Source organism: Sorangium sp. So ce448, assembly GCF_051520915.1.
GTDB classification, from domain to species: Bacteria; Myxococcota_A; Polyangia; order Polyangiales; family Polyangiaceae; genus Sorangium; species Sorangium cellulosum_B.
In genome coordinates this window covers 3,516,062-3,529,726 of sequence record NZ_CP150343.1, presented here as the reverse complement: position 1 = coordinate 3,529,726, position 13,665 = coordinate 3,516,062, and the positions used below count along the sequence as shown (strand labels likewise).

At 67.1% G+C, this 13,665-nt stretch carries 6 protein-coding genes and 1 pseudogene; 2 read left to right on the top strand and 5 right to left on the bottom strand.

What is annotated here, in order from left to right; genetic code table 11:
* Positions 1–937: 937 nt before the first annotated feature.
* Positions 938–1,786: a hypothetical protein gene (locus tag WMF45_RS13660; protein WP_437717340.1), complete on the top strand. Its 849-nt coding sequence runs from the start codon at positions 938–940 to the stop codon at positions 1,784–1,786.
* A 61-nt stretch (positions 1,787–1,847) separates the two neighbouring features.
* On the opposite strand, the gene WMF45_RS13655 is transcribed toward WMF45_RS13660, so the two are convergent.
* The 3 genes and pseudogenes from WMF45_RS13655 to tnpA all read right to left on the bottom strand — a co-directional run.
* Positions 1,848–1,991, bottom strand: a complete 144-nt coding sequence (locus WMF45_RS13655; protein ID WP_437719534.1) for a Mu transposase domain-containing protein — start codon at positions 1,989–1,991, stop codon at positions 1,848–1,850.
* A gap of 74 nt (positions 1,992–2,065) precedes the next feature.
* Positions 2,066–6,037, bottom strand: a complete 3,972-nt coding sequence (locus WMF45_RS13650) for a metallophosphoesterase (protein ID WP_437717339.1) — start codon at positions 6,035–6,037, stop codon at positions 2,066–2,068.
* A 232-nt stretch (positions 6,038–6,269) separates the two neighbouring features.
* Positions 6,270–6,506, bottom strand: a pseudogene (tnpA, locus tag WMF45_RS13645) (IS66 family insertion sequence element accessory protein TnpA); the annotation flags it as partial.
* An 835-nt stretch (positions 6,507–7,341) separates the two neighbouring features.
* Between tnpA and WMF45_RS13640 the strand changes: the two are divergent.
* The gene (locus WMF45_RS13640; RefSeq protein ID WP_437717338.1) at positions 7,342–9,291 is read left to right on the top strand and encodes a hypothetical protein; all 1,950 of its coding nucleotides are present in this window, start codon (positions 7,342–7,344) and stop codon (positions 9,289–9,291) included.
* Between the two features lie 940 nt (positions 9,292–10,231).
* Here the strand turns inward: WMF45_RS13640 and WMF45_RS13635 are convergent.
* Positions 10,232–10,558 (bottom strand): hypothetical protein, encoded by a 327-nt coding sequence (locus tag WMF45_RS13635; RefSeq protein WP_437717337.1) that lies wholly within the window; start codon positions 10,556–10,558, stop codon positions 10,232–10,234.
* 178 nt (positions 10,559–10,736) lie between these two features.
* A complete protein-coding gene (locus tag WMF45_RS13630) occupies positions 10,737–13,514 on the bottom strand; it encodes a protein kinase domain-containing protein (RefSeq protein ID WP_437717336.1) in 2,778 nt (925 codons plus the stop codon).
* Positions 13,515–13,665 lie beyond the last annotated feature (151 nt).

The window sequence follows — 13,665 nt, the reverse complement described above, 5'->3', positions numbered from 1 at the left end:
CCGCGGTGGTGGTGCGCAGGTGCGCAGGCGGCTACGCGGCGGGAGTGTTCGCCAACCAGCTGGTCGACGAACGGCCAGCCACGAGCACCCGACGTGGCCTCGCCCTGCGTGGGCGCTCCGCGCTGGCCAGGGCATCGACAGCCCCGAGCTCCCCGGCGTCCTCGCCGACGCTGCGGCCGCTCCGCGCTTGACCAGGCCGCGGCACCGACCCGCGGAAGCCGCGGACGGGGGCTGGCCGCCCGCCTGTCGCACGACATCCCAGAAAGAAGCCGACGATGCAGGCGATCCTTGCCGAGCGCAGCATCATCCTCGCCGCGGTCGCCGGCATCCCGAAGCGGGACCACGCCGAAGTGGAGCAGGCCGTCATCATCAGCACCTGGAGCGCGCTGAAGCGCTGCCGGTACCGACCCGACGCGAAGGACACGCCCCGGGACGCGCTCCGCAAGCTCATGCATGGGGTCGCCTGGCGCCAAGCGGCGAAGTACCTGGACTCGGCGTATGTGCGGCGCTTCATCCTGGATCCGCAGCCGCTCTTAGCAGGCTCCGCGGCGTCGTTGGACCGAGCTTGGATGCGCAGCTCGAAGCGCGCCATCTGCTTCGGGCGCCCGACGAGCTGCTCGTGCGCCACCGTGAGCTCCTGCTGGCCGCCGACCAGCCGAGACCCTCTCCGCGTACGCCAGGCAACGCTGGACGAGCCCGTTCACGGCCGCATCCCAGATCCTCGACGCCATCGAGCGGTACTTCGTCCGGCGCGAAGGGTAGCCCGCCGCGACAGCGCACGCCCGGCGAGGTCCCGCGTGGCACACACTGCGATCGCGGATGGATGCTGGCGGCCGCATTCTGTTTGCACCGGCCATCGCTACCCGCTTGACGGGCGCCTCAAACTCTGGGAGTCGACGGACTAGGCGCTCGCTCGAGCCGCCACGGAGGACGTGCGATGAATCGGAACCAGAGACGAGCAGCCAAGGCGCAGTCAGGCGCAAAGGGCACCCCAGCCACGGCGGATGCGAAGCGCATGTCATTGATGCAACGGCACGAAGACGAGATCCGGCGCTCGCACGAGGCAGCTCGCTCGACTCATGGAGACGATGTCGTCGTTGTCGTCGCGGATCCCAGCGATCCGCTAGGTCGGATCGTCTCCAGCCGCGTCAAAAGCGATGCGGAACTCGACGCACTTATTGCGTCTGGAGCCCGCAACGGACAACGACCGACCGTCATCTTCACAACGAGCCGCGATGACTTTGCTCAGCTCGCCGAAGAGCGCGCTCCTCTGATCGCTCGCGATCTGCGAGCATGGTCGCCCGACACGGGCAGGATCCTCGTGATGTGCTTTGCGGCCGGTGGCATCAAAGTCGCGGAGCTCGGAACGGGCTACGAAGCCGGCGCCCAACGCCTCCGAGCGGAAATCCTCCAGCAAAGCGAGTACGGAATTTACCGAGCCAGAGAGGAAAGTGTAGAGGCCGGAAAGGCGGATGTCGTGGTCCTCGTCGCCGACGTGCGCGACCCAACGGGGCGAAGCGTGGCACTGTCGAGCGGCGAGACAACCGCCTCCATCGAAGCGATGATTGCCTCCGCAGCCGCAAAGCGTGGCCTCCCCGTTCTGATCGTCGGTAAGCAGCGCGACGTTGTGACTCGAGCAGTGCAAAAAAACCTTCCGCATCTCGTTGCGATCCTTGAGAACTGGTGGCCCAAAGGAGGCGAGTTCCCGGTAATTTGCTTCGCTTCAGGTGGGGAAACGGTGGCGATGCTCCCGGATATCAAACTGGCCCCACCAGGAAGTGCATGATTCGGGTATTTGCCAGCAGAGCGGCGCGGTGCTTGGGCGCTGCGATGACCTGACCTTTCGCTCACGAGCACGCGTGCTGCCCGACGACGCGGTTGCCGTCGATCAGGCGCGCCTCGACGTCGGTCGCGACCAGCCGCAGCGTCGTGTCCGCGGCCTCAGAAGGGACCGAGTAGCGGTTGCCGTCGAAGGAAAGCGGGGGGACTATTCCGCCGTGCCGAGCAGAAGCGCGTGTTGCTAGGACAGCGCGCCGCCTTGGGTCACGTCCTCGCGAGATTAACTCTAGCTATCGTCGTCATCTACCCACGACTTGGCGCGGCGCGCCACCCCAGTCACCCGATCCACCCACGTGACATACCTGCGTGTCGTCTTCGCCTGATCGGGGTCGGTATCCGGCAAATCCGGCATCTCCTCGAGATAGGGCAGCGTTGGATACCCGAGCTCCACGGACAGCTCGTCCAGGGTGACCTCCGAGCCGTCGTTCAGGGGAACGTCGCCTCGAACGACATACTTAAGGATCCAGGAAAGCGGCGGCTCCCGCATCTCCGGTCGAGCGGCGAGCTCGGTGAGCAGCGCCCTGTCCTCCTCGCTCGACCGTCTCGCCACATGCCTGGCGAACGCAGGCCAGAGCGAATCGTAGTGCGGTGTGATCGCCCTCGTAAGGGCATCGAAGCTCATGAGCTTGGCGGAGTCAGCGGGGTCCTTCGAGAGCTGGTACGCGGAGCCGAGCAGCGTCGGTAGCGCAGCCCCGAGCTCACCCGAGATGAGCTCTACCTTGGTCGACATGAACCCCTGGGCTCCGACGAGGCGCTGGTAGCCAGCGAACCAGGGCTCTTCCGGATCGAGCTCCAGCTGCCGTGCCGCCGCCCTGTCGTTGAATGTTTCCATGACCTGGACAGTGAGGTCGAGCGGCCTGGGGCTGGGTCTTCGTCCGTACGTCTGCACGAAGATCGCGGGGCCCTCGCGGAGCAGCGACCCCGCGAGGGTACGCAAGCTGAATCCTGATCTGGAGCTCCAGGGCTGCATTGGCTTCCCTTGGGCTCGCGCTTCGGCGAACACGTCTCCCATGACTTTCCTCAGCGCGCCTATGCCCTTGGTCGCTTCGTTCTCCTCGTCAGAGTACTTGGCAGCGACGCTCTCGACGCCTGCGAGCAGCCCGATGAAATGACGCTGCACCGCGTCCAGCGTAGGGCTCGGCTCAGGCGGATGCAGTACATACGAGGCGAGGCAGCGCAGGCCGCGCCGATCCGCTCCCGCCGCCGCGGCGAGCAGGAGGTGCCGCGCCGCTGTCCGGCGGACCGATGGCCACAGCGCATGGAGCAGCAAGATCTCGGGTTGCCTGTTCAACCCCATGACCTCCGGGTCAACCTCGCATAGGATCCTGCACGCCGGGACCGCGCGCGCCGTGGCCACGACGCCCGTCCGGAACACCTCCATCACATCCCGGGCGACCGTCCCTTCCTGCGGTGGGGGCGTGTCGAGGTCGATCCTGCAGCGCCGCGCGGTCTGATGGATGCGAATTCGAGCCAGGAGGTGACCCCGCTCAGCCTCCTCGCTAAGGCGCGCCTTGAGGGCGCTCCTCCACGTGTGCTGCCGGCTACCTGCCCAGGCCGTCATGCACAGGTTCAGCGTGGAGGTCTGCGTGGAGCTGGCACGGAACACGAAATCGTCGAGCCAGCGTCGAAACGCTCTCTCGTCCCCCACGCCGTTGGCGAGCATCATCCCTGCGAGCGAGCGCCTGTCATGCAGGACAGCATTGTCCAGGAGGGCGGCGAGGAGCGGTCGGCTCCTCTCCTGGTTCGTTCCATGGAGCATGGAGGCCCAGAGAAGCAGCGTCTCCCACGCGTCGGGGTGCTCGGACATTTCCAAGAACGCGCGCACCCGATCCTCGTCTCCTTCGATGCTCTGGTTCAGGTGCCATGCGGTGAGGTACTCTTGAAAGCAGAGGTGCGTGAAAGAGAGGGTCCCTGCCTGGTGCAGGAGCAGCCCGGCCGGCCCCGCGAGCCAGGCGAGGAACTCGCGCCGCCTCTCCTGCTGCGAACTCGCCGCTCCGGCGTCTGCCGGCCACGCGCCGGGTAAGAGGGCCTCCATCTGCTCTATCGAGCAGGCGATTGCCGCGGGCGCGCCCCCGTCGCTATCGCTCAGACTCTTGAGGTTCGCGGCGAGCGCGGCGACGACCCACTTTCGTTCCTCCTTGTCCGCGGGGCGCCACTGGGACCGGAGGTGGACGGCGCCGTCGGCGATCTTGCGGTCCGGCAAGGCGTTGAGTAGGCGATCGATGCACAGCTCGTAGAGCAGGTGCCGTTTGTCGGGGAGCGCATGCGCTTGGTTGACCTGAAGCATCAGCGTTAGCAGGAGCGGCGTCCTCGCGAGCTCCGCCGCCGCCGGGGAGTCGCGGAGCGCTTGCAAGAAGCACGCTGTCTCGGTGCTCGCGTTGCGCTCGCCGGACATGCCGAAGGACTCGAAGAACCTGTGGGCGAACCCGCGAATATCCTGGGTTGACAGCGGACTCAGCTCGAGCCGCTCGAAGCCGTCCGCCTCGGAGGGGACGCCCTCTCCGTAGCCGCGGCTCGTCACGATCACCCGGACGCGCGGATACTGGCTCAGAAACCCGGAGAGCTTGCCGTTGAGCTCACCCCCGAGGTGGCCGAGCTCGTCCCATCCATCGAGGAGGAGGATCGGCGCGGGAGCCCCTCGCTCGCCGAGGAGCTCTCTCCAGCGGCCCTTCCACCCCTCGACGCCGTACTGCGCGCCGCAGTCGTCGATGAAAGCGTCGAGCGAGCGCGGCTCGCCCACGCAGTCAGGCCTCTGCCACTGCATGCCGAGGCGGTGCAGGACCACCATGATGGGCAGGGTGCTCTCCGTCCTGAGGAGCGTCTGGAACACCCAGCGCAGCCAGGTCGTTTTGCCGGTGCCTCCTGCACCCTCGACCAGGATCCGTGGCTTGCTGTTGATGAGGTTGCGCAGCTCGTCGGCGGCGTCGGATCGCTTCTGTCCTCCGTCTCCGGCCTCGCCGAGTCGCAGCGGGTGATACGCGTCCTCGAACCTAACGTCCGCGGCCGCCACCAGATCGGGCGTCGCGGCGCGGAACGCTGGCTCCCGGGGCCATCGTTCGTAGATGGGCTGGAGCCTCCGCCGGTAGGACCCGAGGAGCTCGTCGAACGCGTTGGGCGCGGCGGCCCTGGTCGCGCCGCCGCGCTTCGCAGGGGCCGATTCCTTCAGACGGAGCTCCATCGATCCGTCGTCCGAGAGCTCCATCGCGGGGTCCGCCTGCAGCCGGTAGTGCCCCAGGCTCTTCCGCATCGCCCGCCTCGGCCAGTGACGCAGAGCGGTCGCCTCCTCGTGGATCTCGAGCCGGCCTGCGCTGTAGCCGTAGATGCGCTGTTCGCCGCCGTTGCTGAGCTTCTCAAGGCCGAACAGGGAGGCTCCCTGGAGCCGGCATTGGAAGGGGGAGCCGTCGCGCGAGGACAGCTCGCTCTGAGGCTCATGCATGTGCCCGAAGAGGTGCGCGGTGAACCGGCCCGGCGGCGCGATGTCGCTCGTGAAGCGGCGCTCATCGTGCAGCCAGCCGACCGGATGGTGCGTCAGGAGAAGCACCTCTCTCTTGTCCTCGAGCCACTTGGTCGTGTCGCCCCCGCACGCCGCGTGGAGCTGGCGGATGTCGAGATCGAGCTTCTTCTCGTAACTCTCGCCGGTCAGCTGCAGGAAGCTCGAGTTCAGCCCGACGACGCCCAGGCGCACGCCTTCTCGCTCGATCGTCGTGGAGAAGTCGCCCGGCAGAATGCCGTGCGTCACCGCCACCGGGAGCCGCTCGGAACGCCTGCGCCAGAACTCCGCGAACGGCGCGAACGCCTCGACGACGACCTTCCGGTAGTCGCTGTCCTCGCCTTTCCAGAAATCGGCGCGAATGTCGTCCTCCTCGGCCCAGCGCTTCAGGGCCTTCACGGCGGGAGCGATCGATCTCGGCCTCACCAGGTCGTGATTGCCAGGGACCGCGAGGAGCACCGGCTCCGAGCCGAGCTTGCGCAGATAGCTGAGCAGGTCGTCAAGGAGGGCGTCAAGGCGGCCAAACTCACCGCGCGAGCCCTGCTGCGTCAGGTCTCCAGTGAAGAGGAGGAGATGCCAGGGGCCGGAGTGCTCGTGGATCGTAGCCAGATCGCGATAGAGGATCTCACGTACGTTCGGCCAGTGCGAGAGCTGCTCGGACATACCATAATGGAGATCGGACAGGTGAAGCCAGTTGAAACGCGCCACGAAGAGCTCCTTCCGACGCCGCTCGCAGGCGGTGGCATGGCGAGCCTACCATGCTCCGACGTGGCCAGCGCAGGATGCCGCCTGCCCGGAGGCCCGGCCGGCGAGCGATGCAGCTGCCCCGTACGTAGGGGGGAGGAGCTCAGCCGATCCTCGGTCTCCACGCTCCAGCTCATTCGGTCGGCGACGGGGGAAGGCAGAACGATCCGAGGATGTCAAGGCCGAGTCGCCACGCTCACCTCAGGTGACAGAAGGGCTCGGCTGCAACGTAGCACGCACCGACGGCGGCAGCATCAGCACGACGTCTCCTCGACGGCGACGGCGACGGCGACGGCGACGGCGACGGCGAGGACCTGTCAGCCCGCAGCTTCCAACGCCACCAGTACAGCTGCGTCGACTTGTACCCTTCGCGCCGCGCGAACTTCTCGGCACTCAGCGTGCTCCGGTCCCATCGCTCCACCCGCTCGGCCCACTCCGCTCTCGCTTCCTACTTCGCGATGGGGGCAGGTAACCGGCCCCGACGGACTGGTTATGCTGGCCTTGGTCGGGCGCTACCTGCGCGCCGCCGGGGAGTTCTGGCGACGTCATCGGCAGGCCGGCCGCAGCGCCCTCCAACGGCGGCATGGGCCGGCAAGCTGCGAGCGGGCTGTCCGCGCGACCGGCTCGATGAACTGCTACCCGACGCCTGGACGAGAGCGTCGCTCGTCGCTCCGGCAGCCGGAGACGCCGAGGCATCCTGAATCCGACGCGGGCCTCAAGCTTCGGCGCGAGCAGACGCCACGCGGGGCACCAGCCCAGGCCCACCCGGGCCGCGGGCTGACGTTGCCCCGCTTCCACTCTCGTAGACCCCGGCGAGCGCTTCAAGTAACCACGCCCATGGCGATGGTCGGGCGGTTAAGTGGCGGGCGAAGGAGAATAACGGCAACGATGCGGATCGGCTGCTGGAGTGCCTGGCGCGGTTCGAGATCGACTGGAGCGAGGTGGCGCGGGAGGGCAGGCAGAGCAGAGTGTTAGCCGAGCCGTCCTGTGCCCGGAGAGCGTGCTTGTCGTGCGGAATGCCTAAGCAGAATGAAGGCCAGACAACTTTCCGCGACTCTCCAGTAACCAAGGCCGACGTTGGCCTACCGATCAAAGGTGCAGATCCCGGTGGTCTGGGCCGGAAGATTCGTCGGCAGCGACGAGAGGTCCCTGATAATCCGTTGAAATTACACGATTTTTTCCTACCCGAGCCTCGAGCTCTTGCCACGCGAGCACGTTCTTCGTAACAGTAGAGAGATTCCGACCGACCTCGACGCATTACGGACCCAATGAGCAAATCCAGTAGGACGCAAAAAAGCACTGCTCTCGCGCTTGCGCGCGAACTGATTTCGGTGCCGAACCGCCTTCGGCGGAACCCCGAACTGATTGATGCGATGTCCAGGCTTTTGGTCCCACGGCGTTCCGGTGACCGCGAGGACGCGATCAAGGACTTAACCACCTTACTGCATCGAAAGCAGATCGAGTGGGAGGCCGAGGGGGTCGAGGAGGCTGCGAAGGGATTCGCCGGTTTGCTGCTTCAGAAACATCCGGAGATCGAACAGCATGCTACCGGAGTCGTGCATTTGGGCTCACTTGCGCCTCTTGCTCGACTGCCGGCCAGCCGATGGGATTACGTCCGTCTACTGGTTAAAACGTTGCTACAGATAAAGCAGCGCCAGCCTGGCCTTGGTCTTGGCAGCAGCAACTTCGGTCTATCTCATGGGAAGAATTCCCTGTCTGGTCTCGAGATTGCGCAGGCTTGGGCGTTGCTCGCGAACTACGGTCACCTCTTCGGTACTTTTGCGACAGAGCGGGGGCTGATGTATGCGCTAGATTCTGACCACTCTTGTGAAAGGGATTTCTTAAGACAGGTAGATGCGGAGGTGCGGGGGCCGGTCGAAGAGGTCATCAGACGGCGAGACTTCTATCGAGCCCACGTTGCCATCGGAGCCTGGCGAGTATCACATTGGCCCGCATCGTCGATTCGATCCACTTCGCTACTGCTGCTTTCGCGCCTCTTAGCACATAGCTCAGAGCGTAGCTGGGGCAAGCTCATGTGGGCGTTTACGCGCGCCCGTCAGCTCACGTATACCAGACTACACAGCATGATTGGTGGGGAGATTGCAACTTCTCCTATTCCGGTTGCAACCGCTGTTCGCGAGCTAAGGGGGTTTTCGGATATTGGTTTCCTTGATGCGGAGCACGAGCCAGCTAGCGCAGTTGTTGGCTTGGTCGATGCGCTGGATCGGTTTTATGCCGATGTGTTCTTTGCGTCACCCACGGCAAGCGAGCGCGTGCTGTCACATCTGAAGGATTTTAAGAACTGGTGGCGATCACGGTCAAACGACACGCTCCAGGCTCGCCTCGAAGGCCTAGCACATCAACCCTCAGATTGGCCAAACTCCGAACCTAGACAGCGAAAACACTTCGTTCGGCTACAGATTCCGGATGCGGGAATCGGTTGGGTTGCTGAAGTCAAACACTGGCTCGAATCCCGCGATGCTTGGCAGGACGCCAACTTCCTCCTGACACCATCGAAGAGAGCGAATGCGGGTTGCAGCCTTGTGGACGTATACACGTCGGGGCTTCCTCGGCTAGAGCTGATCGCCCATCTGGCGCGACTACTCGCGGAGCGTAATGAGTCTACTTGGACTGCATACGTTGTGACGGATACGCATCGCAGCCTATGGCGATCCATTGCGGCTTTCGCGCTGAGCTTGTTTCAGTTTTTGCTGCGACCTGGGTGTCGCGCACAGCTTGAACCGCTGCCTGCCAAGGACGGAGTGGGACTGGCAATAGCGGCAAAATCAGTTTCCTCTGGATGTGGGCGTCTGGCTGACTTTGCACGTCGGGTCCAAGATGATGGTCGGCGAGTCGAACTCGATGCCCTGCACGACGCGTCGCTCCAATATGGTGATGGGCAGGGAACTTGGCTGGCGTTCTTGGGTCGACTGAGAATTCTAGATGAGGAGACAGGGAAACCTTTGCAGGAACTCGACGGAGTTGCGGCGTTTATTAGCAACGCATGCATCGACTGGCACTTTGTTGAGCACAAGGATGGGGGCGCATCGGGGATGCGCTCGCAGTTGAACGATTTGGGCGAGTACTTGGCCTTTCCCGTGCCCCCATCTAGTTTCATCGATGTGCAGCGCGGCAAAGCCGCACAAACAATAGTGAAGTGGGGCGGTCCAGCCAACGTGCACGTACGACAGGCAGACAAGCGAGGCACGAGAGAGTGATCACGCTACTTCGTTGTGAGCCGACGTACGGGTGCCCGGACGCTCAAGGGTTCGCTCGCAGCGCTCGACGTCGCCGGGCGGCGGCCGCGCCACTTTATCGCCCCCGGCGTGCCCCGGCGGCCGCGTCGCACAAGCGATGGGAGGACGGAGCCCTCGGGCGCGGGATCCGAGTACCGGGTCGGCGATGGCCATCGGGTGCATGAGCGCGCCATCGTCCTTCTTGCTCCTTGAGGCGCGCAGCGGACGCGCATCGGGTCGGCCGGCGCTGCCGACCCTCTGGCGCGGGTCAGCGCGCCGGGACCGTACCTCCGACGGCGCGGAGACGAACGAAGCCGGAAGCACGGTCGGCAGCATCAGGACCAATCGGGAGCCCACGTGGCGGCGCTATCAAAATCTGCTCGTCCGTGCACACCCACGGCGCAAGGTGCGTTCCGCTGGCGTCCACAGCGTTGATGAAGTTCAGGTCCTTGGTCACGATGATCCTGCCGGCGGCCAGATGCGTCCAGCGACGGCTCGATCGGCGTCTCTTCGCGCGAGCGTCGCTGGAGTCTAGGGGCAGCATTTGAGAAACGCCGCAGCTCAGCTTCGGGATCCCTGTCTTTCCGGTCCCTCAGCTTACGGAGCGCCGTCGCCCAGCTCTCGGCAAACGCGAAGGCAGACACGCGCAAGTCGAAGCCAGCGAGGCGGAGCGCGCGGAGCCTCTCGTCGTTCGCATAGCGGAACGGACCGGAGTCGAGGCTCAGGATCGGGCGACTCATCCTTGGGATCCTAGCGCCGGTGGAGCCGGCCGACCCGTGGCTCGTTGTTCCGCGACGAGGCGATAGATGGCGTCGAAGAGCCCGGAGCCCGCCGCGTCGTGCTGCCCGCAGCGCCGTGGGCGGTGACCATGGTGGTCAGCTTATCCCGGGTCATGCCGTCGTGCCGCGCTGGTCACTTGATCTCAGGCACGCACACCGTCGCGCCAACCACGACACCAAGCGCAGATAGCGCAGCGATGCCGTCCATCGCCTTGGGTTTGCGGGAGCTGCTCGATGTCCTCGACCGGAGCCGCGTTGCCTTCCACGCAGCGCTGGGTCTCGCGCGTGTCGCGCCACGACGACCGGCGTCGATCTCCTTGCACCGCCTTGACGGCTGCGTCGTAGCCCGCGCGGTACGCGTGCTTGATGCAGACGTGCCGGTGCGCGCCGGCTTGCGTCCAGTGGAGTTCGCTCTCGATGCCGTCAGGGATCAGTACGTCGCAGTCGTGCGGAGGGTTCCGCGTGCTCATTGTTGCTCCTCCTCGTTCAGCGCCCCATCGACGACCCGGAGCGCGGGCGTCTTCGTGGGGCTTCGTCTTCATGGTCACCACCGAGATCGCTGCGGCGAGTAGGCTGAAGCGTCTGCGCCTCGTCGTTGCCGATCGCCTTCGGCATGGCGCCGGAAGCGGGAGGGCTATACGCAGTCGCTCACCGCCGCCGATCGGTGACCCACGCGTCGCGCTCGGTCAAGCGCCACAGCAGCTCGACCAGCAGCGCGTACGTGACCGGCGCGCTGTCGGGCGGGTCCTCTCCAGGCGCAGGCGCCGGGCGCCGCCCCGGCGGGTTCCACCGGAAGTCCCCGTCTGCGCCACGCGCTGCGCCGTATGCTCCCGGCGCCGGCCAAAGGGCATCCGGGGATGCAACCTCACGCCGCTGCGCAGCGGCAGCAACCCTGCCCCGGGATTGCCCCTGGCCGGACGCATGCCCCCGACGACCCGCTCGCCCCAAGACCGCACCGGCGCGCCATTTCCCGCCCCGTGCGCGCCGTCTCCGACCTGCAGCGCTTGCGGGCAGCCCCTGCCGGGCACAGCCATCAACACATTGAAATTGCTTGTGATTATTTTTGCGTCTCCGAATTGTTTCCCCCTTGCAGAAGACGTCGCCGAACACGCTCGCCGCGCGCAGCACCTTGCGCGCCTCGCCGTCCAGCGCCCCGAGCCGCGCCTGGACCATCGCCAGCACCGTCTCTGGCAGCGCGTCGTCCATCCCCTCGGCCACGGCGCGGATCAGCTCCTCGAGGTAGAACGCGTGGCCATCCGCGTGCGCCACGAGGCGCGCCACGGTCTCCGCGTCCACGTCGTCGCCGAGCGCGTGGCGGACCAGGCGCTCGCAGGCCTTCCGCGGCAGCCGCGTCAGGTGGATCACGTTGAGCGCGCGCCCGCTCCAGAGCGCCGGGAACATCTCGTGGACCTCGGGGCGCGCGAGCCCGAGCACGAAGAACGGCTGCTCGCCGAGCGAGCCGAGCGCCGCGTCGACGAAGCGCACGGTCGGCAGATCGCCCCAGTGCAGGTCCTCGAGCACGAGCACGACGGGGCGCGCCGACGTCTCGGCGGCGAGGAAGTCCTCCCAGGCGCGGCGCATCTGCCGCCCCATCGTCTCCGCGTCCCCCCGGGCCGCGGAGAGCAGCGCGCTCTCCTCGCCCTCGAGCTCGACGCCGGCGATCTCCCCGAGGAACACGGCCACGCGCTCGCGATCGGGGCCGGGGACGTGCCGCGCCACGCGCCCGAGGAGCTTCTGCTTGCGGACCGCGGCGGCCTCGCCGTCCTGGATGCGGCACGCGCAGCGGATCGCCTGCCCGAGCAGGCCGAACGCGGAGCCCACGCGCAGCGGATCGCCGCACGCGGTCCAGATCTCGACGTGCTCGTCGTGCGCGCGGACCGCGCGCGTGAACTCGTGGGCGATCCTGGATTTGCCGATGCCGGGGGGCGCCGTCACGAGGACGGCGCGGGCGATCGGCGCCTCGGCGCACTCGGTGAAGAGCGTCGTCAGCGTGAGCAGCTCGCGCTCCCGCCCGACGAACGCGCACGCCTTGCCGAGCAGCGTCCCGGCGCTCCCCGCGACGTCGCGCTCGCCGTGCAGCTCCCTCCGCTCGCCCTCGCCGGACACCTCGAACCGCGCGCCGAGCAGCCGCGCCGTCACGTCGTCGATCGCGATGGACGGCCCGCGCGGGTCGGGCTGCCGCGCGTGGGCCCGCCTCGCCTCGCACGCGTCGAGCAGCCGCGCGGCCCTGTCGATCGCCTCCCCCACCGGCCGCTGCCTCGCCAGCTGCGCCCGGCCCGTCGAGAGCGCCATCGGCCGGGTCGGGGCCACCTTCCGGAGCGCCAGCGCGCAGCGCGCCGCCCGCGACGCCTGGTCGGTCGCGTCCCTGCCCGCGACGATGGCGACCACGGCGGAGCCGTCGGCGAGCGCTTCCATGTGCCCTCCGTGCGCCTCCACGACCTTCCGCAGCTGCGCCCCCACGGTCACATCGAGCGTCTGATCGAGCGGCGCGGTGTCGGCCGTGGCCGGCGTGGCCTCCCTCCCCACGACCAGCACGGAGAGCAGCCGCCGCTCCCTCGAGGTGAGCGCCTCGGGGCGCTCGAACTCGGCCCCGCGCGCCGAGGCCCCGGCGGCCCGCAGGGTGCTCAGGATCACGGCGGCGGTCGCGCCGTCGGCGATGCGCTCCGCCGGGTCCTTCGCGAGCATCAGGTGGACGATCGCGTCGAGCTGGGCGGGGACCTCGGGGCGGAGCGAGCGTATCGAGGGGACCTCGCCGAACAGGATCTTCGCGAGGATCGCGGGGAGGTTCTCGCCGACGAACACGGGGGCGCCCACGAGACACTCGAAGAGCACGCAGCCGAGGGCGAACACGTCGGCGCGCGGCGTGAGCGCGCTGTGCCCGACGCGCGCCTGCTCCGGGGCCATGTACGCCGGCGTCCCGACGGTGACCCCCGTCAGCGTCATCGGCGTCGCGTCGAGCCGCCGCGCGATCCCGAAGTCCAGGATCTTCACCTGCTCGATCTGGCCGCCCACGAGGAACAGATTGCTCGGCTTGAGATCGCGGTGGACGATCTCGCGGGCGTGCGCCTCCGCCAGCGCCTCGGCGGCCTTCACGCCGAGCGTCAGCGTCTCTTCGACGGTCAGGCGGCCGCGCGGGAGGCGCCGCGAGAGGTCCTCTCCTTCGAGCCATTCCATGGCGAGATAGGACCTCCCCGAGGAAGTCCTCCCGTGGGCCACGTGCCGCACGATCCCAGGGTGCGAGAGCTCCGACAGGAACCTTGCCTCCCGGTCGAACCGCGCCTCGTGCGCGCCCGCCCCGAGCACCACCTTGAGAGCGACGGTGGCGCCGGACACCCGATCGAGCGCCCGGTAAACCTCCCCCATGCCGCCGGAGCCGGCGAGCGCGAGCAGCTCGAACCGCTCCCCGACGACGTCGCCGACGCGCATGAGTCGAGTATCGCCCGGCGGCGGATCTCCTGTCCAGCGCGGGCGGGGCCCAGGTAGACACGGCACATCGTCGAAGAGCTCGCAACATCTCGCAACCTCTCGCGATGTCCCGCACATGTCGCGCGCTCGACAGGCACCGTGGGAGACGACA